This window comes from Streptacidiphilus sp. BW17, assembly GCF_041262485.1.
Taxonomy (GTDB): domain Bacteria; phylum Actinomycetota; class Actinomycetes; order Streptomycetales; family Streptomycetaceae; genus Streptacidiphilus.
Genome location: NZ_JBGCCR010000021.1, coordinates 1 through 20,394, shown reverse-complemented (window position 1 = coordinate 20,394; position 20,394 = coordinate 1). Strand labels below are relative to the sequence as shown.

Annotated in this window: 13 protein-coding genes; 5 read left to right on the top strand and 8 right to left on the bottom strand. The window is 73.2% G+C overall.

Annotation, left to right across the window (positions count from 1 at the left end):
• Nucleotides 1–262: 262 nt before the first annotated feature.
• The 6 genes from ABH940_RS23835 to ABH940_RS23810 all read right to left on the bottom strand — a co-directional run bounded on the left by ABH940_RS23835 (nucleotide 263) and on the right by ABH940_RS23810 (nucleotide 8,270).
• On the bottom strand, nucleotides 263–562 hold the full coding sequence (locus ABH940_RS23835; protein ID WP_370070587.1) for a hypothetical protein: 300 nt from the start codon (nucleotides 560–562) through the stop codon (nucleotides 263–265).
• 15 nt (nucleotides 563–577) lie between these two features.
• Complete coding sequence (locus ABH940_RS23830; RefSeq protein WP_370106133.1) at nucleotides 578–2,167, bottom strand: hypothetical protein; 1,590 nt, start codon at nucleotides 2,165–2,167, stop codon at nucleotides 578–580.
• 175 nt (nucleotides 2,168–2,342) lie between these two features.
• Complete coding sequence (locus tag ABH940_RS23825; protein ID WP_370106132.1) at nucleotides 2,343–4,106, bottom strand: PrsW family glutamic-type intramembrane protease; 1,764 nt, start codon at nucleotides 4,104–4,106, stop codon at nucleotides 2,343–2,345.
• 111 nt (nucleotides 4,107–4,217) lie between these two features.
• Nucleotides 4,218–5,018 carry a tRNA (guanosine(46)-N7)-methyltransferase TrmB gene (gene trmB / locus ABH940_RS23820; RefSeq protein WP_370106131.1) on the bottom strand — a complete coding sequence of 267 codons (801 nt, stop codon included), beginning with the start codon at nucleotides 5,016–5,018 and terminating at the stop codon, nucleotides 4,218–4,220.
• A gap of 158 nt (nucleotides 5,019–5,176) precedes the next feature.
• The gene (gene lhgO / locus ABH940_RS23815) at nucleotides 5,177–6,379 is read right to left on the bottom strand and encodes an L-2-hydroxyglutarate oxidase (RefSeq protein WP_370070595.1); all 1,203 of its coding nucleotides are present in this window, start codon (nucleotides 6,377–6,379) and stop codon (nucleotides 5,177–5,179) included.
• A gap of 190 nt (nucleotides 6,380–6,569) precedes the next feature.
• Entirely contained in the window at nucleotides 6,570–8,270 is a 1,701-nt protein-coding gene (locus ABH940_RS23810; RefSeq protein WP_370070597.1) for a hypothetical protein, read from the bottom strand.
• 622 nt (nucleotides 8,271–8,892) lie between these two features.
• On the opposite strand from ABH940_RS23810, the gene ABH940_RS23805 reads away from it, so the two are divergent.
• The 3 genes from ABH940_RS23805 to ABH940_RS23795 all read left to right on the top strand — a co-directional run bounded on the left by ABH940_RS23805 (nucleotide 8,893) and on the right by ABH940_RS23795 (nucleotide 13,174).
• A complete protein-coding gene (locus ABH940_RS23805; protein WP_370106130.1) occupies nucleotides 8,893–11,826 on the top strand; it encodes an asparagine synthase-related protein in 2,934 nt (977 codons plus the stop codon).
• Nucleotides 11,827–11,863: 37 nt separating this feature from the next.
• Nucleotides 11,864–12,379: a universal stress protein gene (locus tag ABH940_RS23800; RefSeq protein WP_370070601.1), complete on the top strand. Its 516-nt coding sequence runs from the start codon at nucleotides 11,864–11,866 to the stop codon at nucleotides 12,377–12,379.
• 156 nt (nucleotides 12,380–12,535) lie between these two features.
• The gene (locus tag ABH940_RS23795) at nucleotides 12,536–13,174 is read left to right on the top strand and encodes a DsbA family oxidoreductase (protein ID WP_370106129.1); all 639 of its coding nucleotides are present in this window, start codon (nucleotides 12,536–12,538) and stop codon (nucleotides 13,172–13,174) included.
• Nucleotides 13,175–13,191: 17 nt separating this feature from the next.
• Here the strand turns inward: ABH940_RS23795 and ABH940_RS23790 are convergent, their stop codons facing one another.
• Together ABH940_RS23790 and ABH940_RS23785 are read right to left on the bottom strand one after the other, a co-directional pair.
• A complete protein-coding gene (locus ABH940_RS23790; RefSeq protein WP_370106128.1) occupies nucleotides 13,192–15,123 on the bottom strand; it encodes a sigma-70 family RNA polymerase sigma factor in 1,932 nt (643 codons plus the stop codon).
• A gap of 339 nt (nucleotides 15,124–15,462) precedes the next feature.
• Nucleotides 15,463–16,203 (bottom strand): TetR/AcrR family transcriptional regulator, encoded by a 741-nt coding sequence (locus ABH940_RS23785; RefSeq protein ID WP_370106127.1) that lies wholly within the window; start codon nucleotides 16,201–16,203, stop codon nucleotides 15,463–15,465.
• A gap of 303 nt (nucleotides 16,204–16,506) precedes the next feature.
• Here ABH940_RS23785 and ABH940_RS23780 point away from each other — a divergent pair, with 303 nt between their 5' ends.
• Both ABH940_RS23780 and ABH940_RS23775 read left to right on the top strand, forming a co-directional pair.
• A complete protein-coding gene (locus tag ABH940_RS23780) occupies nucleotides 16,507–17,898 on the top strand; it encodes an NAD(P)/FAD-dependent oxidoreductase (RefSeq protein ID WP_370070621.1) in 1,392 nt (463 codons plus the stop codon).
• A gap of 302 nt (nucleotides 17,899–18,200) precedes the next feature.
• A complete protein-coding gene (locus tag ABH940_RS23775) occupies nucleotides 18,201–20,192 on the top strand; it encodes a SpoIIE family protein phosphatase (RefSeq protein ID WP_370106126.1) in 1,992 nt (663 codons plus the stop codon).
• Nucleotides 20,193–20,394 lie beyond the last annotated feature (202 nt).

Genomic DNA, 20,394 nt, shown 5'->3' with positions numbered 1-20,394 from the left:
GTCTCAGGCTGCGCAGGCGGGGAAGTTGCACTATTCAGGGGCGCGGGGAACTGCGCGAGAGACCACCCCATGCGGATGACTCAGTTCGTTGAGGACCATCTGCCCCGAGTGGCTTGTCGCGCAGTTCCCCGCGCCCTGAATCGTGAAACTTCCTGCGGGAGCGCGGGCTCAGCTGGTCGCGCCCACGCGGCGGAGCCGCAGATCAGCAGAGCCCCGCGCCCCAGGGGTGTTGCCACGCCCCCTGCTTCTGACTTCTGGTCGACTACTTCCGGTCCGCCAGGGCCCAGGACGCTGCCGCCATGCCCGTGGCCACCGTCAGAACGGACGGCCAGGCGCCGATCTTCTTCGCCAGCGGGTGGGAGCCGGCGAACGCCGCCGCGTAGAGGCCGCCGAGCGCGGCGGCCGTGCGCGGGCCCGCGGACTTGCGCCACTGCAGAGCCGCCGCGCCGCCCGCCGCGGCGAGAGCGACCCCGCCGAGTTCCCTCCGCTTCGTCGCGCGGGCGACGGCAAAGCCGCCGATGAGTCCGCTCGCGGCAATCAGCGAGGAAGGGACCTGAGCCATGACCGTGAACCTCCGTCAGTTCGTGCGTGTGTTGTGCAGATGCAGGCCGATGTATCCGACATAGACCCGGCCCGTGTTCGAGCAGTCATCGTGATAGTGCAGGCGCGGCGCCGTTCCACCGCCGCCTATCCGCAGGTGGGCGCCCATGAAGACGCGGCCCGACGGGTCGACCGTCGTCGGGACCGGCAGCAGGCGTTCGCGCTTCCACTTCGCGTTGGTGCTGACGGTGCGTGACTCGCCGCGGATCACCTTGCGGGGCGGGAAGGGGTGGCAGTCCGGCGGGGTGTTCTCGCACCAGCTGCGGAAGTCGCCGCCGGACGCGCCCTCCTTGGCCGCCTCCGCGTAGTCCTGGAGGGCCAGCAGCGCGTCCCAGGTCATCCGGACCCAGGTGGGGTGGTCGGTCTGCTCGTCCAGCTCCTTGGTCAGGCGGGGGTCGCCGGTGTACTCCAGCAGCGGGAACTCGTCCCAGCGCTCCAGCAGTTCGGCGAAGGTGCCGGGCTCGGAGTCCTGCGGACGGGCCGGGCGGCCGGAGAGGGAGCGCAGCTCCGTCCGCGCCGCGCGCAGTTCGCTGTACTGCTCGTCGTACTCCGCGGCCAGCTGCGACTCGCGCTCCTCCGCCGCGCGGAGCCAGCGGCGCACCTCCTGGAGCTCCTCGGCGCGGGCGCGTTGCTCGTGGAGCTCCTCCTCCTCGTGGTCGACCAGCAGCCCGCCGGGCACGATCGCGTCGGCCTCCGGCAGGCCCTCGGGGCGCAGCGGCGGCAGGCCGACCAGCTGGTCCGGCAGGGGGGTCTGGACAGCCAACCGACGCGGCAGCCAGGCCAGCAGTCCGGAGGCCCGGCGCAGGTTCTCCTCGATCGTGGACCGGGACATCACCCGGTGCCGCGCCGCCTCGGGCGCCCAGGCCGGGTCGAGGCCGGGGAGGTACGTGCGGACCGCGCCGCCGTACACGCGGTGGTGTTCCAGCGCGGCGTTGAAGGTGCGCTCGGCGCCGGGAGCCAGCGCGTAGAGGACGGCCAGACCGCTGCAACTGCGGAGCAGCGGGTCGACGGTGTCGTTGAGCCAGTCCTCGAAGTCGGTGTGCAGGGGAGTGCTGGCGACCACGATCGGCAACCGCCGGTCCGGGTCGCACAGTTCGTCGAGGATCTCGTCGACGTCCTGCTTCTCGATGATGCCGGGCAGCGCGTGGACGCGGGCCGCGCCGGTCTGCTCGCCCTCGACGGCGTCCAGGACGTCCAGCAGGCCGCGGGCCAGTCCGGGAACGGGGGCCTTGGCGGGCTCCTCGCCGCGGACCGGCAGTTGCTCCGCGTCGAGCTGCACCCAGGTGCGGCCGTCGCGGGCGGACGCCACGGTGAGCGAGGTCTGCCAGATGCCCTGCACGGTGAACTCGCGCAGCCGCCATCGGGCGAGCCGCCCCTGGACCGCCTTGCCCCGGGCCACTTGGTCCAGGACGGCCTGCGGTCCGACGCGCCGACGACCGTTGCCCGAGCCGGGCTCGTCGTAGTGCAACGCCTTCAGCCACTGCCGGAGCTGCTGCTCGGCGAGGGCAACAGTCTCCTGGTGGCCGTGTCCACTGGTCACGGCCATCCGATAGATGCCATCGGTCACTGGCGCTGCCTCCTGACGCTGTGTCGGCGTCGCCGCACCTCCGTGTGCGGATATTGGGACAACGCGACAGGGGTGGCAGATGGTTCCGGTACGCCCGACGCACAGGCGATGCCGGGATGTACGGAGGATGAGCCGGGCGTGTGCGTCGGGCGTCAGCCCCGACGTCAGCCCCGACTCAGCTCTCGGCCGGAGGCTGCTCGGCCGCGGGGCTCGGCTGTGCCTGGGACGGCACCGCCGGCTGCTGCGGCGGCTGCTGCGGTGCGTACGGCGACGGCTGTTGTGGCTGCGGTGCGTACGGCCACGGCTGCTGCGGAGCGTATGCCCGCGGAGCGTACTGCTGGCCGCCGTACTGCTGCGCCGCGTACGGCGGTCGGCCGTACTGCGGCGGCGTCTGCTGCTGCGGCACGAACGGCTGCTGCCCGTATCCCGGCGGCTGGGTGTGCGGGTAGGGCGCGTAACCGGGACCGGGACGCTGCGGGTAGGGCGTGTAGCCCGGACGCTGCGGGTACGGATACCCGAAGCCCGGCGTCGGAGCGCCGGCCCAGGCCGTGGCCAGCGGCGGGTGGGTGCGGTACCACTCCTGCTCGCCGACCCGGTCGAAGACGCCCTCGACCGTCTCCTTGCGCTCCCACAGGTGGTGCAGCAGCTCCTGCTCGCGCTCCGCGAAGTCCTGCACCGCGAGGCCGCGGGCCACCCGCTCGCGCAGCAGCGCCAGCGAGGTCGCGAAGCCCTGGTACTCGCGCATCGCCTTGTCGCCGGTCGGCCCCCGCTGGAAGCGGGCCAGCGCCCGGGCCTGCTTGCGGGTCCGCATCGACGCCAGCACCAGCGGCACCGGACGCGCGATCCAGCCCGCCGCGACGTAGACGGCCAGCTGCTTGCCGACCACCCGCAGCTCGTTGCCGCGCGACCAGATCACCAGCCAGACCATCAGCGCGAAGACCGGCATCATGAAGAGGAAGTAGACGCCGAAGAAGCCCAGCGGGCCGAGCACCGGCGCGCTGTTCCAGGTGCCGTGCATCAGCATCGCGAAGATCCAGCCCGCGATCGGGGCGCAGATCCGCTGCCAGCGCTTGCGGCTGATGGCCGCGAGCCCGAAGCCCACCGCCGTCATCGAGGTGAAGAGCGGGTGCGCGAACGGCGACATCACCTCGCGCATCACGAAGGTCATCACGGTCGCTGCTATGCCCGTGCCGCCGTCGTTGCTTCCGTCCATCACCGAGCGGCCGATGTAGAGGATGTTCTCGGTGAAGGCGAAGCCGGTCGCGGTGAACCCGGCATAGACCGCGCCGTCGACGATGCCGGTGAAGTCACGGCGGCGGAAGAGGAAGATCAGCAGCAGCGGCGCGGCCTTGGACGACTCCTCGACCAGCGGCGCGACCAGGCTCGCGCCCAGCGTCTCGCCGCCGCCCACCTGGTGGCTGATGAGCAGCGAGGTGGCCCAGTCGTTGGCCAGGATCGCCACCAGCGTGGCCGCGCACGCGCCCCAGCCGAAGCAGAAGAGCAGCAGCCGCGCGGGCTTCGGCTCGACCCGGTCCAGCCAGTGGTAGGCGCCCAGCACCAGCGGCACCGGCAGCACGGCGAGCGCGACGCCGACGACGAACCCGGCGGTCCCCGTCTGGGTGTGGACCATGTTGAGGATCGCCGCCCCGCACGCGGCGAAGGCGATCACCACCAGCGCGATACGCAGCCAGCGGTTCTCCAGCAGGTTGCGGCGGACCTTGTAGCGAAGGGCGCGCGGCGGCTCGAAAGGCAGCCCGGCCGTCCCCGGCTGGGGAGCCGTCGGCAGACCCTCGGGCAGCGGCACGTCGACGGCCACGGGTGCGACCGGTTCGGCGGAGCCGGTGGGCGGGAGGGGGGTTTCGGTGCCGGTGCCGGATATCGGCCCGGTCGAGTCCCCGGCGGTGCTGTTCGCCGGGGGTTCGTGCTGCGCGCTGCTCACCCCATGACCTTAGCGGGGCGGCGGATCAGCGGGTAAGGACTTGTGCCCGTACGGTCACCGCACGATCACCACAGGGGTGCGATGCACGCGCGCAGGCGCCCGGACCGCAGCTCAGCGTCGACGGAAGAGCAGGTCGCGGACGACGTGGCCCTTGGCCAGCCCCTGGCGCTCGAACTTGGTCACCGGCCGCCAGTCCGGACGCGGCGCGAAGTCGTCGTGCAGGTTGACCAGGTCGAGGGAGGCGGTCAGCACCTCCAGCATCTGCTCCGCGTAGGGCTCCCAGTCGGTCGCGCAGTGCACCGTCGCGCCGGGGCGGAGCCGGGACGCGGCCAGCGCCGTGAACTCGGGCTGGATCAGCCGCCGCTTGTGGTGGCGGGCCTTGGGCCACGGGTCCGGGAAGTAGATCCGCAGCCCGTCCAGGGACGCGGGCGCCAGCTGGTCCCGGAGCAGCACCACGGCATCCCCCTCGGCCAGGCGGACGTTGTCGAGGCCGTCGGACTCGATCCGGCGCAGCAGGTTGCCGTGGCCGGGGGTGTGCACGTCGGCCGCGAGTATGCAGCGCTCGGGCTCGGCGGCGGCCATGATCGCGGTGGCGTCGCCCATGCCGAAGCCGATCTCCAGCACCACCTCGGCGTCCGTCCGCCCGAACCAGGCGTCCAGGTCCAGCTGCCGCTCGCCGTCGATCCGGATGCCCCACGCGTCCCAGGAGCGCTCCAGCGCGTCGTACTGCGCGGTGCTCATCCGGCCCTTGCGCGGGTGGAAGCTGCGGATCCGGCGCTCGGTGTGGAGCTCCGGCGAGACGGGGTCGCCGGGACGCGGCGCGTCAGTGCCGGTGCCGGTGCCGGTGCCGGTGCCGGAGGCCTCGGGGCGTGCGGCGGCCGGGGGAACGAGGGCGGTGGGCTGGCTGGTCACAATGCGCCCCAGTCTACGGAACCGTCGCCACGGACCGGCGGCTCGGCTCCGACTGTCGGCCCAGCTCCGAGCGTTGGCCCATCCCTCGGTCGGCCCAGGTCCGTCTGGCCGAGGTCCGTCCGTCCGCTCGGTTCCGACGGCCACCGCGGCGCGCCCGCTCAGCTGCGGTCGAGCGCGGCCCTTGCCCGTCCGGCGATCTCGCGGCCGATCGCGAGGGACGCGGTTGCCGCCGGGGAGGGGGCATTGAGCACGTGGACGGTTCGCGGGCCCTCGGCGAAGGCGAAGTCGTCGACCAGCGCGCCGTGCCGGTCGACCGCCTGGGCCCGGACGCCTGCCGGGGCGGGCAGCAGGTCCCGCTCGGCGACGGCGGGCAGCAGGCGCTGGAGTGCGCGGGTGAACGCCCGGGTGCTGAGCGAGCGGCGCAGCTCGACCGCCTCCGCGCGCCAGTGACGCGAGGCGAGCGACCAGGTGCCCGGCCAGCCGGCGGTGGCGAGCAGGTCGCGCGGGCTGACCGTGCGCCAGTCGTAGCCCTCCCGGGCCAGCGCCGGGACGGCATTGGGGCCGACGTGCACGCCGCCGTGCAGGTCACGGGTCAGGTGCACGCCGAGGAAGGGGAACGCCGGGTCCGGCACCGGGTAGACCAGCCCGCGCACCAGCGACGCCGCCTCCGGGGCCAGCTCGAAGTACTCGCCGCGGAACGGGACGATCCGCAGCCCGGGTTCGTCGCCCGCCATCCGCGCCACCCGGTCGCTCTGCAGACCCGCGCAGTTGACCAGCACCCGCGCCCGGACCTCGCCCAGCGTCGTGGTCACGGTGACGCCGTCGCCGCGTCGGTCGATGGCGGTGACCGCGTTGCCGGTCCGGATCCGTGCCCCGGACAGCTCCGCGTAGCGGGCGGCCACGGCCGGGTAGTAGGCGAGGCCGGTGGTGCCGACGTGCAGCGCGGCCACGCCGCTGATGTGCGGTTCCTGTTCGGCGATCTGCGCCGCGCCCAACTCGCGCGTGGGCAGGCCGTGTTCGCGTCCGCGCTGGGCCAGCGCGTGCAGCCGCGGCAGCTCGGTGCGGTCGACGGCGACCACCAGCTTGCCGGTGACCTGGTGGGGGAGGCCCTGTTCCTTGCAGAATTCGACCATCTCCGCGGCTCCGGCCAGGGCGAACTTCGCCTTGAGGGAGCCCGGTCGGTAGTAGAGGCCGCTGTGGATCACCCCGCTGTTGCGGCCGGTCTGGTGGGCCGCCAGCCGCGGCTCCTTCTCCAGCACGACCACGTCCAGCTCGGGCGCCTGCTGGGAGAGCGCGTACGCGGCGCTCAGCCCGACGATGCCCGCACCGATGATCACGACGTCGCAGTCAAAGCCCCGCACGCAAGCCCTTCCGACGGTTCGACGAGGTTCTGCCGGTCACCTTACGCGGCCATGACCGTCCGCAGCAGGGCGCGTCCGAGGTCAGGGACGTGGTCACACACGTGATGGGGCCACGCCACGCCACGGCGTCCGGGCGGCGGCACGGAGACGTGGTTCGGGCGGGCGTCCAGGCGGGTGATCGGACGTGGGTTCAGGCCGGCGCGGCGAGCGTGAGGCGGGCGCGTTCCACCAACTCCTGGGCTATCCGTTCGCCCTTGAAGCGGTCCAGCCGCTTCAGCATCTCCGCCAGGTACTCGCGGGTGCGCTGCGAGGAGATCCGCCCGGCCACGTCGAGGGCGCGGTTGCCCGCCGCCACCGCGCGCTCCAGCTCGCCCTGGTCCAGCTCGGCCATGGCCGAGACGATCAGGCGCAGGCCGTGCGAGCGGACGTACTCCTCGGTGGGCGTGGCCAGCGCGCGTTCGGTGAACTCGCGGACCTTGCCCGGCATGCCGAGGTCCCGGAAACCCTCCGCCGCGTCCGCTGCCAGCCGGTCCCAGGTGTAGAAGTCGATCCAGGCCGGATCGCCGTCGCCCGGACGTGACCGCTCCAGCCAACTCTCGGCCGCGGCAAGGGCGGAGGCGCAGGCAGCCGCATCCCCGGCGCGGGCGTGGGCCCGCGACTCGACCAGCCGGAAGAAGCTCATCGTCCGCGCCGTCGCCAGCCCCCGGTTGCGCTCCACGGCGGCCTGGGCGAGGTCGACGCCCTCGTCGGCAGCACCCCGGTAGGTCGCCTGCAGGCTCATCGACGCCAGCACATAGCCGCCGAGCGGGACGTCCGCCGCCGCGCGGGCCAGGCGGAGCGCCTGGATGTAGTAGCGCTGTGCGGCCTCCTGCTGTCCGGTGTCGAACGCCATCCACCCGGCGAGCCGGGTCAGTTCGGCGGTCGCGCCGAACAGTGCGCGGCCCACCTCGTCGCTGTAGCTGGCGAGCAACAGCGGTGTGGCGTCCCGCCGCAGGCACTCGGGGACCATGGACGAGCGCCAGTCGCCGCCGCCGTAGCGGGAGTCCCAGCGTCGGGCCTCCTCGGCGGCCTGACGCAGCTTGGCCGCGTCCGCATGGCCGACCCGGTAGCTGCCGCGGACACCGTCGGCGAGGCCCAGCGGCGCACCCGCATGCCCGAACTGCCCCTCGTGCCGGGTCTCGTAACCGTTCTCGTGCCCGGTCGACAGGGACGGGGACGTCGCGTCCGCAAGGCCACCAGGCTCCGGAAGCTCCAGGGAACCTGCCCGCGCGCCGGGAACGGTCGGCGCGGACCGCCGTCCCTGGACGTGTGCGTCCGCCGCCGCTGTGTCCGTGCGGTCGTTGTCGTCCGCGTGGTCCTGGGCGTCCTTGTGGTCCTTACGGTCCTTGTCGGCGCTCGGCGCCTCGCGCGCGACCGAGCCGTCGACGGGCGTGATCAGCCAGCGCGCGACGGGGGTGGTGTAGGCCGCGACGGAGAAGCTCCCGGCCAGGGTGTCCCACCAACCGCTGCCCGGCGCACCGGGTTTGCGCGTGCGCCCGGGGTCGAGCCGCCACAGGTCGGTGGCGCTCTGCACCGCTGCGGGAACCGCGCGCGGAAAGGTCAGGCCGATCTCGGGTGTCGGATCGGTGCTGCCCAGGCCGATCTCCTCGAGCGGGACCGCCCGGCCCAGCTTGCCGCCGATCGCCGTGGCGATCAGATGCGGCACCGGACCCTGCGGCACCATGCCCTTGGTGACCCAGCGGGCCACCGAGGTCTTGTCGTAACGGAAGGTCAGACCGCGTTGCGCGCCCAGGTCGTTGACCCGGCGGGCCAGCCCGGCGTTGCTCATCCCGGCAAGGGTCAGCAGGGTGCCCAGTTTGTCGTTCGGCCCGCGACTGCCAGTGGTCGTCATGCCCTCCTGCCACCCCCTCCCGGATCCCGCACGTCGCCCTGTTGCACCCAGAGTAGTTCCCTGCCTTCCCACGGTTAAGGGGTCTTGTTCCAGATGGCGGGATCCGGTGGCGGAGATGGCAGTTCCGGGGTGGTCTATGCCCCTGGCCCGTGCGGCGGTGCGCCCCGGTGTGCCCCCTCCCTTGCCCGGGGTTCCGGCGTTTGCATGGTGGCGTGGGTCGGCCTGCCGTCGAGGACCCGGCGGGTCGGGGGATGCCGCCGCCGTACATCCCCGCGCGGCGGCGGACCGGCTCGGGGGGTGTGCGGACACCTCCCGAGCTGTGGTCCGTTCGTTCCGGCCGTTCGTTCGGTCAGTTCTTCTCGTGCGGACGGGCGCGCGGCGACTGTGCCTGGGCCGGACCTAGGGGGTCGGGGTCCGGGCCCGGGAGGGGAGGGTCCGGACCGCGCTCCACGCCCTGCCCGCTCCCGTCCCTGTCGTGTTTGTGGTGGTCAGCCCTGTTTGTCCGACAACATTGCGTCAACTTCCGGAATTTGCCTGCCTCGATGCCACAGCCGAACACGCCGTTGGCTGACACGATGGGGAGCTGACGGTGCGGCACCGTGCCTTTGGCGTGGAGGCGACGATGCGATGGTTGGTGGGTTGGAGCGGTCTGGGCGGAAAGACCCGAGACGGCACTACCGCCCTCGCTGACGTGCGCGCGCTCCGGCCGGTCGGCGGACGCCTGCTCTGGCCCGGTTCCGATCCGCTGTGGGCGGTGGGGGACTGGCGTTCGGACGAGATCCGCAGCGTCACGCTGCACCGGTGGCGGCGCCACTCCAGCGCGGTCGTCCGCCACGGCTTCCCCGACCTCGTCGACGATCCGGTCGCCGGTGAACTCCCGCCCGACGACGGCGCGTCGGCGCGTCTGCTGGTCCTCGGCCGCTGCGGGGCGGCGGACGCAGCGCTGCGCACCGCCCTGCTGGCGACGTCCGGTGGTGCGCTGCGGCACCTGACCACCTGGTCCGGCAGCTACGTCGTGGTGCTCCAACTGGGCTCGCGCGTCTCGATCCTGGGCGATCTGGCCGGAGTCCACCCCGTCTACCACACGCCGTTCGGCGGCGGGACCGCCTACGCCACCGCCGCACTGCCGCTGGCCGACCTCGTCGACGCGCCCCTCGACCGGATCCACCTCGCGGCGCGGTTGGCCCTGCCCGACGCACCCGAGGGCGTCGGCGACGGAAGCCCCTTCACGGGGGTGCTCCGGGTCCCGCCGGGGCAGGCGCTGACCGTGCGCGGCGGCGTCCCGGCCGTCGGCGTCTACGAGCCGGTGCCCGGTGGAGTGGGGAGCTACGAGAACAGCGAGGCGTCGGCGACGGCCGAGGTGACCCGGTCGCTGCTGGAGTCCGTCCGGCTACGGGTGCGCACCTCGCAGCAGGTGCCGCAGCCCGCCTTCGGCGTCGGCGGCCTCGGCGGCCTGGCCGGCCAGGCGGTTGCGGCGGGGGACATGTCGGCCGAGCTGTCCGCCACCGTCTTCGTCACAGGTCCCGGCTCTGCGGGCCGGGGCTCCGTGCCGGAAGCGGGAGTTGGGCCGGGGTTCGATCTCGGCCTCGCGCCGGACCTCGGTCTCGGGCCCGATCTCAGCCTCGGGCACGGCCTCGGCATGTTCGTCGGCCGGCCGCACCGCCGGGGCGCCGAGGCGCTGTCCGGCTCCGGCGAGGGCCTGCCGGACGAGATGCTGTTCGAGGGCGGCATCGGCTACGACTGTCCCGACGAGGCCGGAGAGCTCGTCGTCCGCCGACGGGACGTCAGCGTCGACCTGTCCGGCGGCAGCGCCTCGACGGTGTTGGCACTGCTGGCCGCGACGATCCCTCGCGTCGCCAAGGTGCCGGCCGCACGCGCCACCGAACGCCCCAGCGGCGCACCGGGCTCGCCCCGTGACCCCGGCAGCGCAGGCCTGGCCCCCGGCGCCGCCACAGGCGCCACCACAGCGCCGGAGCCGCCCGACGCGCGGTCCTCCGAGTCCTCCCGGTCCTCCCAGTCCACCCGGCGTACGGAGCGCGCCACCCCTGACGGCACTGGGGCGCCCAACGGCAGCGCCCCGCCGGTCCGCCACCCGGCCCTCGGCACCTTCAGCGAGGAGCGCTGGGGCGACCCCCGCAGCTACCGCACCCTCCACCACGGCCCGCCGACGCCGCCGTCCTCGTCGTCGGCCGGACCGGACGCCGCGCGCCGGACCGGTGCGGTGCGCGGATCCTGGGCCCGTCGCGTCACCGCGCCCGAAGCCGAGCCGACCGGGCTGCTCGCGATCACCTGGACCGACGCCGAGGGCGCCACCGGAGCGCCGCTCACTCCCGCGCGTGAGGCGGAGCTGCTGCGCGCCCGCTCCGTTGCCGAAGCCGCCGCGGACCGGCTCGACCACGTCGTCGTCCCCGGCGGCGAGGACGCGCTCCCGTACGCGGACCTCGCCGACGACCCGCTGGCCGGACCGCTGACCGACGAGCCCGGCCCGGCGCTGGTCGCCGCGCTGCGCCACCGCGCGCGGCTGGCCGCGGCAGGCACCGACCACATCAGCGGCCACGGCGCCCGCCAGGTCCTGGACGGCCACCCGGCCCGACTCGCCGACCTGCTGCTGGAACGCCGTCGAAGCCCACTGCTGCGGCCGGTCGCGGCCCTCGCCCGCGCGGACAGCGCCATGGTCGGCACGCCCGTCGCGGTCGTGCGCGCGGCCCGGCGGCTCGCCCGTACCGGCTACACCGACGGACTGCGGGACGCCGCCGCGGCCCTCGTCGGCGGTCGCGCCGTCGGCGCCCCGCCCGGGACCGCAGGGGAGGCGTCCACTCGTGCGCTCGCCTGGTGCACGCCCGGTCCGGCTGCGGCCTGGCTCACCGCCGACGCTCGTGGCGCCGTCGCCCAACGCCTCCACCTGGCCGCCCGCGCCGGGGCACCCGACGAGCGGCCGGGGGCCCGGCGTGCCCGGCTGGCGCTCCAGCGGCGGGCGGCGGAGTTCCGTGTGCTGGCCCAGGTCGTCGAGAGCGCGCCGGACGCACGCGGGCAGCGTCTGCACGCGCCGTTCCTGGACAACCAGGTGGTCCGCGCCTGCCGTCAGGTCCCCGACCGGGCCCGGATCCAACCCGGTGCGCGCCACGGCATCCTCCGCGCGGTCCTTGCCGGGGCAGGCGTCCAGGAGGTCCCCGACGGCTGGGGCAACGGCCTCCCGCCCGACCCCTACGCGGCGGCCGACAGTGTGCGCGCGGGCCTGCGCCGTTCCGCCGACGCGCTGGACCGGCTCTTCGCCGCATCCCTGCTGGGCGACTGGGGCCTGATCGACGCCGAGGGCGTCCGAGCGGCACTGCGCGCGGCGGCGTCGGATGCGCCGGCCCCGCTGGACGGGCTGGCGGACGTGGTCGCCATGGAGCTGTGGCTGCGCCGTCTGCGGGCCCGCCGCGGCTCCTGCTGGACCGGACTGCCACCGCTGCCCCGCCCCGCCGTCACCTCCGGGGCCGGGCAGCCTGCCTCGGCAGCTTCTCCTTCTCCGGCGGGGCGAGCCGCCACCGCGTCGGCGTCACACGTGTCTTGACGCCGGGTCGGGTCTACCCGCCCCGATGATGGGACGCATGCACGCCATGCCCGTCTCCCACGAGCCTCCGCCGGCCCACGCCCAACCCGGCGTCCTGGTCGGCGTCGACGGTTCGGACGGTTCGTTGTGGGCGCTGGAGCGGGCGCTCAAGGAGGCGCGGGCCCATGCGGTGCCGGTGCGGGTGCTCGCGGCGGTCAATCCGACGCCGCTGGCCGACACGGCCGTCGGCCTGGACGACGTGGTCCAGGACAGCGTCGGCCGCCTGCTGGCGGGCATGACCGACGTCGTCCAGCGCGGCGTCACTGCGGCGACCGCCCGGCTGGAGGCTGAGCCGGACGCCGGGCAGGAGCCCGTCCCGACCCCGGAGCTGTACGTCGTCGCGGGCGACCCGGTCGCGCTCCTGCTCCACGCGTCCGAGGACCAGCACACTCTGGTCCTCGGCACCCGCGGCAACGGCGGCTTCCCGCGTCTGTTGCTCGGCTCGGTCGCCTCCGCGCTGACCTTCCACGCGCTCTGCCCGGTGCTGCTCGTCCCGGGCCCCAAGCGGGCGTGACCGCGCGGGTGTGGCCGAGCAGGCGAGACCGTGCGGGCGACACCGAGGAGGTGTGACTGCGGTCTCGTCGAAGTCGCGTCGCGTCCGGAATTCCGACGGGTGGCTCCGCGTTGGCATTGTCTGAGCGCGCAGACGATCGAGAGGAGCCGTGCTCTCATGAAGGTGGAGATCTACAGCGACATCGCCTGCCCGTGGTGCTTCATCGGCAAGCGCCGGTTCGACCAGGCCCTTACGGCCTTCGCGGGAGCCGACGACGTCGAGGTCGTGTACCGCCCGTTCCAGCTGGTGCCCGACGCCCCCATGGAGCCGACCCCGCACCGCGCCTGGCTGCAGGAGCGCTACGGCCCGCAGTCCCGCGCCATGGACGACCGCGTCGCGGCGATCGGCAAGGACGAGGGCATCGACTACGACTTCGACGCCGCCCTGCACGTCAACACCGTCCACGGCCACCGCCTGCTCTGGCTCGCCGAGCACGAGTACGGCCCGGAGACGCAGGTCGACCTCAAGGAGCGGCTGCTCGCCGCGCACTTCTCCGAGGGCGTGGACGTCGCCGACTTCGCCGCGCTGACCGAGATCGCCGTGGCCGCCGGGATGGACCGGGCCCGCGTCGAGGCCTTCCTCCCGTCCGACGAGGGCCGCGCCGAGACCGCGAGCGAGCTGGAGCACGCCCGCGCCATCGGCGTCAGCTCCGTCCCGACGTTCGTCTTCGAGGGCAAGTACGCCGTCCAGGGCGCGCAGGAGACGGAGACCTTCCTGCAGGCCCTGCAGCAGATCCAGCAGATGCAGGGCCAGTGATCTGGTGGCGTCAGCCCTCAGCAGCTGAAGCGGGCGTCGGCCCAGTCGGCGACCTGGCCGCCGATGAAGCCGTGCGATCCCCGGACCACCAGCTTGATCTTGGTCAGGCCCTTCAGTGACACGCTGACGTTCTCGGCCGGGTCACCGCCGTGGATGACGCCGGACTGCCACAGCACCGCGCCCGTCGTCCCGTTCTCGACGGTGAACTTCGCCGAACCGAGGCCCATGGTCATGTCGTCGATGCCCACCCACGCGGAGAAGTTCGTGCAGGCCCGGTTCAGGTCGACCACCGCGTTCGACGGCGCCATCACGGTGATGCCGCGCGCGTAGGACTTCTTGCCGATGCTGACGCCGTCGGGCCGCTGCCACACCCAGTTGAAGACACTCGGCGGCGCCAACGCGGGCCCGGTGGCCGGGCCGCTGCCCTGGTAAGGCAGCGTATCGACGTAGTAGCTGGTCACGGGGGGCGGCGGAGGCGGGGGCGGCGTCGGCTTGGGCGTCGGTCTCGGCGGAGGCGGCGTCGGACGCGGAGTCGGCTTGGGAGTCGGTGTCGGGGTGGGCGTGGGGCTCGGCTTGACCACCGGCGGCGGGGGCGGCGGAGGAGTCGGCTTGGGCGTCGGCTTCGGGGCCGGTCTGGCCGGGACCGTCGCCACCGGAGTCGGCTTCGGCTTGGCCACCGGCACGGGCTTCGGCTTGGCGTCGCTCCCGGTCAGCGCGAACGCCAGCCCGGCGGCAGCGGCGACGACGACGGCCGTGGCGATACCGATCTTGACCGGCAGCCCCACCCCCTCCGAGGCGGCGCCACCACCGGCAGCGCCGCCCGCGGCACCGCCCGACGAACCCGCCGCGCCCGCGGCTCCGGCCGCACCGGCCGTGGTCGCCCCGGCGGTGGTTGCGGAGCCACCGGCAGCCGCCGTGACGCCGACCGCCGCACCGGCGGTGGCCGCACCGGCCAACCCCGCCGCGAGCACCGTGAAGTAGCCCGAGCCGAGCCAGACCAGCAGGCCGGAAGGCAGCAGCTCGCGCAGGCTGTGGTTGAGGTCGACCAGCTCCAGGTACGCCGCCGAGCAGCGGTCGCACTCCTGCAGGTGCGCCCGCACGTCCGTCGACGCCCGCTTGCCCAACTGCCCGCGCGCGAAGCCGCCGAGCTTCGCCGCGTGCTGCTCGCAGTCGGACGCCTGGGTGTCCGAGATGTGGGCCTGCAGGAACGCCGTCGCCAGCCGTTCACGTGCGCGGTGCGCCTGCACGGCGGTGGCGTTGGCGGTCTTGCCCAGCAGCACCGCGACCTCGCGCGGCGGCTCCTGCTCGACCTCGGTGTGCCAGAGCAGCAGCCGGTCGTCCGCGTCCAGGTTCAGGAACGCGCGCACGATGAGCGACTGGTCGACCCCGGTCATCGCCCGCGCGTCCGCGCCCGGGTCGGTCACGTCGACCGTGGCGACCACGGCGTTGTTGGTCGCGAACAGCTGGAAGTCGTCGATCAGTTGCTCACGCCGGTCGCCCCGCGTCCACGACGCGGCGATGTTGCGCACAGCGGTCAGCAGGTACGCGCGGACCGCGATGTCCGGCCCCTTGCCGGCGCGGAGCGCCTGCAGCGTGCGGGCGAAGACCTCCCCCGCGAGGTCCTCGGCCGTGAACGAATCCCGGCAGCAGGTACGGGCGTAGCGGCGGACGGCGGCGACGTGGCGCCGGTACAGCTCCTCGTACGCGGCGTCGTCCCCGGCCCGTACGGCGGCGGTGAGATCGGCGTCGGACGTGGTCAGCGGTTCGTCGTCGACGGGCCCGCCGGGTGGGGGCACGCTGGGCGGCGCGGCGGCCTCGACGCGGTCGGCCGCGCCGTGCTCATGCGGCCCCTCCCCGCTGTCGCCGCGCTGGCGCGGCAGACCCTCGGCACCGCCGACTCCCTGCGGCGGCACGTGCGCCGCAGGCGCGTCCGGTTCCTCAGTGGGCATGACCCAACCCCCGCTTCCCTCGCTCAACCGGGGTCAGGTTCCCACAGATCCGTCCCGCCAACGAGAGCGAACGATTCGGCACCACCCCTTCGGGGGCCAAGGTCCAGCCGTTCGAGCAGAGACGATAAGCGGAACGCACAGTTCAGGGGGCGCGGGGGTGCTCTGTGAGGGTCAGCAACGCCGTACGGCTGAGGCACAGAGCCCCGCGCCCCCTGAGGTGAGTGCAACTTCCTGCGGGAGCACAGGTCCACCTGCTCGCGACCATGCAGCGGAGCTGCACATCAGCACAGCCCCGCGCCTCCAGCCAAGTGCAACTACCCGCGGGAGCGAACGTGCGCGTCAGCCCGCCCGCAGCCCCTGCAGCAGAAGCTGCAGCAACCGCCCCGCCGCGCTGCCGTCGGCAGACGCATGCGCGGGCACCGACGCCGTCAGCACCAGCACCACGTCGGCGACGCTGACCCCGCCCCGCAGCTCCCCGCAGCCCGCCGCGCGGTCGACCAACTGCCCCAGCAGTCCCAGCAGTCGGACCGGGTCCGCGTCCTCCCCGAACTCCTCGTCGACCGAGGTGATCGGGGTGGACGTGCTCGGCACGGCACCGGAGAGCAACTCATCCGACGTCGCCGACCGCGGGGCGGGGACCCGCACCATCGCCTCGGCCTGGCGGAACGTCTCGGGCGGCAGCAGCCGGCCCGCGCCGCTCGTCGCCGCGCGAGCGAGAAAGTCCGCCAGCGACTCCCACGCCCCCGTGGAGTCCGAGTTGAGCGCCTCGCGGGCCTGCGTGGTCAGCCAGACCACCTCCTCCGAGGCGATCCGCCGCACCAGCACCTCCTTGCTCGGGAAGCGCCGGTAGACCGTGCCCACGCCGACGCCCGCGCGCCGGGCGACCTCCTCCATCGGCGCGCCGTAGCCGAGTTCGCCGAAGACCTCGCGCGCAGCGCGCAGCACCGACTCCAGGTTGCGGCGCGCGTCGACGCGAAGCCGTCCGCCGCCGTTCGTCGTCAGCCCCTTCGCCACCAGCCCCCGCTGCACCGGAATCGTCCCCTCGACTGCGCGCTGCAGTACCTGCTCCTGCTGAACCATGAGGTTCGTCCTCCCCCGTACGACAGATTCAACGACCATAGTTGACGGCACATCGACGGGACCAGGGGAGTCGGGCAGGAATCCCACCGTCCGCACCGACCGTGCGCACACGACGGTCGTTGCGCAGCGTAGGGCATCTGCGCTGATCAATGGAGTCGAAGCGCCAATTCCGTGCCGCCGTGTCCGCGTTCGACGACGGGGCATCGCCGCCACCGCCGTGGCGATCAGCGTCACATCCGTATCCACTCATTCAGGTACGGAGTATGGACGTGCACCCACTCACGGGTGCGGAATGGTTGAGTGATCCCACCTGCGTCCCCACACGCGTCCTCACCGGAATCGGCCGGGCCGTCCTCGGCCGCGCGCATCCTGCTGATCGGTGGCGGGCAGGTCGGCGTCAACGCCGCTCTGCGGCTGCGGGCACGCCTGAAACCGGGAGAGGCCGAGCTCACCCTGGTCGACCCCACCTCGTACATGACGTACCAACCGTTCCTCGCGGAGGCCGCCTCGGGCGCGATCGACCCGCGCCACGTCGTCGTGCCGCTGCGTCGCGCGCTGCGCGGGGTGAAGGTGATGCAGGGGCGGCTGACGTCGTTGGACCAAGCCAACGCGCGAGCTCATCTGCTGCTCCCGGCACCCGTCTACGGCGCATCACCCATCGAACTGACACTCCCTTACGACCTGTTGGTGCTCGCACCCGGTTCGGTCTCGCGGATCCTGCCCGTGCCCGGGCTCGCCGAGCACGGAATCGGCTTCCGCAGTGTCGAAGAGGCCGTCAAACTGCGCAACCACGTCCTCTCCCAGCTCGACGTGGCGTCCTCCACCCGTGATCCCGAGCTGCGTCAGGCCGCGCTGACCTTCGTCTTCGTCGGTGGCGGCTACGCGGGCACGGGCGCTCTCGCCGAACTCGAGGACATGGCCCGGCACGCGACCAGCCACTACCACAACCTCCGCCCGGAGGACCTGCGCTGGGTGCTCGTCGAGGCAGGCAAGCGCATCCTCCCCGAGACCGAGCCGCAGGCCGCCGAGCGCACCACCGCCGAGCTGCGCGAGCGCGCCATCGACGTCCGCCTCGGCACCCGCCTCGCGTCGGTCGGAGCGGACGGAACCGTCCAACTCACCGACGGAAGCCGCTTCGCAGCCCGGACCCTGGTGTGGACGGCCGGCGTGCGGGCCAACCCCGTGCTCAAGCAGACCGGCCTGGCCGTCGACGCGCAGGGCCGCCTGCGGTGCGACTCCCATCTGCGCGTCCTCGGCACCGAGCGGGTCTTCGCGGCCGGCGACTCCGCCGCCGTCCCCGATCTGGCCCGCCCCGGCGAGACCTGCCGTGCCAACGCCCAACACGCGGTCCACCAGGCCATGGTGCTCGCCGACAACCTGGTCGCCTGCCTGCGCGGCCAGCCGACCACCGCCTACCGGCGCGAACTCAAGGGCACGATCACCTCGCTCGGGCTGCACCAGGGTGTCGCCCAGCTGCGCAGCCGCTCGCTCCACGGCCGCTCCGCCTGGCTGCTCCACCGCGCCGTGCACCTGCGCCGCGTACCGACCTGGGAGCGCAAGGCGCGGGTGATGTCCGACTGGCTGCTCGCCAGTCTGACCGGTCGCGAAATCGTTTCACTGGGGGAGCTGGAGGAGCCCCGTGCGGGCTTCGAGCACCTGTTGGACGAAGGTTTGAGCGAAGGGGGGACGATCTAGATCTAGCCGAATCGGTTCACCTGTTGTGCCGCCTGATGTGTCGCGGACGCCCTGCTTGTGCCGCGATGCGCTGTACCGGAATAGACCGACTCGGACTGCTTTGTAAAGGTGATGTGTCCCGTCTCGCCGGATTTGCCGATCTTCAAGACACCCCACGGCAGCTGATTCCCCGTGAGCGCGGTTTCAGCCACACTGGACCCCGACTCCGCGACCTGAAGCCTGCCTCGCATCCCCGTACCCGGCGTCCTGACGTACCCAGACGTCCCGACGTACCCCGACGACCCGCAGCCCGAAGGACTCCGTTGAACCTCACACGCTGGAGCGCCCGGCTCCCCGGCGGACAGCGGCGCGCCTCCGCGCCGCAGGACCGTCCCTCCGGCCCCACGCCCAGCGTCCCCGCCACCCGGGAACTGCCCGAGGCACGGATCGCCCACGAGCACGCCGGCCACCAGCACCTCGCCGTCCACGACGTGCTCGGGCACCTGCCCGCGCTGGTCGCCATCAGCTACGGGCCAGGCCACCGGCTCGGCTACCTCAGCCGCGCCTACACCGAGGTCTTCGGCCCGCGCCCAACCGGTGTCCCCGCCCACCAGGTGATGCCTGAGCTGGAGGAACTCGGCCTGCTGCCGCTGATGGACCAGGTCTACCGGACCGGAAGGCCGCGCACCGTCAAGGCCCGCAAGGTCCAACTCCCGGCCCTGGCGGGCGTCGAGCCGCCGCGCTACTACACCTTCGTCTGCGCGCCGGTCCGGGAGACCGAGGACCTGGGCCAGCAACTGGCCCAGCTGACCGGGGGCGCCGGGAAGGCCGCCATGGTCCCCACCCCCGCCGACAGCGGCGCGAACACCCAGGCAGGTACCGACGCGGGCAGGGATGCGGGCGACTGCACCGCTGACTTGGCCACCGATGCGGTCGCCGACTCGGCCGCCGGTGCAGCCGCTGACTCGGCCGCCGGTGCGGTCACAGATGCAGCCGCTCCGCAGTCCGTGCGCACCGCGCTCGGGCTGTCCTCGCTCGGCCTCGGCAGCTTCGCCTCACTGCGCCGCAGTACGGGTGCGTCCGACGTCTGCGGGGTGCTCGTCTTCGGCGCCGAGGTCACCGACCAGGTCCGGGTCACCGAACGGCTCCGGGAGAGCGAACGCCGACAGCGCGAGGCAGCTGTCACCCTCCAGCGCAGCCTGCTCCCGCAGAAGCTGGAGCAGCCCGACGACCTCCGCGTCGCCGCGACCTACCAGCCCGGCGGTGCGGACACCGCCGTCGGCGGCGACTGGTACGACGTGATCACCCTCGGCGGCGGGCGCACCGCGCTGGTCATCGGCGACGTCATGGGCCGCGGGATGCGTGCCGCAGCGGTCATGGGTCAGCTCCGCACCGCCGTCCGTGCCTACGCGCGGCTCGACCTGCCGCCGCACGAGGTGCTGCAGCTCCTCGACGGCCTGGCCTCGGAGATCGACGCCTCCCAGATCGCCACCTGCGTCTACGCGGTCTTCGACCCCAGCGAGCAGTGCCTCAGCTACGCGTCGGCCGGACATCTGCCCCTCATGGTCCGCCTGGCGGACGGCACCATCACCCGTCCGGAGGAACCTGGCGGCCCGCCGCTCGGTACCGGCGGGTGGATGCACACCTCCAGCAACCTCCCCTTCACGGCCGGCTCGACCGGCGTCCTCTACACGGACGGCCTCGTCGAGCGCCGCGACCAGGACATCGACCACAGCCTGGACACCCTGGCCGGCACCCTCGCCGGCGCCACGGGCGCGCCCGACGTGATCTGCTCGCGACTGCTGCGCGCCATGGGCGTCACCCCGGAGCACGACGACGATGTGGCGGCTCTGGTCTTCCAGCTCCCGCAGCGCGACAACGACACCGCCGAACTGTTCCGCACCGCCTCCCTCGACCTGCTCGGCGGTGCGGAGGCGGCGTCGAGCGCCCGTGCCTTCACCCAGGGCGTCCTCACCAGTTGGCGCGTGGGTGAGGAACTCCAGGACCTCGGGGTACTGGCCGTGAGCGAACTGGTCTCCAACTCCCTCACCCACGGCCACCCCCCGATGCGCCTCCGCCTGCGCCGCACCGACCGCCGCCTCACCATCGAGGTCACCGACGCCGACGACCACCTCCCGCGCCGCAAGCGCGCCCTCCCGGCCGACGAGTCGGGCCGCGGCCTGGAGATCGTGGCGACCATCGCCTCGAACTGGGGCACCCGCCGCACGCCGGACGGGGGCAAGGCGGTGTGGTGCGAGTTCCTCCTCAAAAGATCTTCGACGGGAGGGGTTGACCCGGCTCCCGGGGATGCGTAGTGTTCTCCGAGTTGTCTCCCCTGCAGCGGGTACCGCGCAGGTCCGGAGGCAGCGAACCCCCTGAAGTTGATGATCGTACGAATTCATTTTCGTGCTGCCATTTTTCAGGACCGGCTGGTGGATTTGGTTAACGCCGGAGAAACCAGCTAGAGTTTCACTCGTCGGAACGGGCCGGAGCGAAAAGCGAAGGCCGAAACGTTCT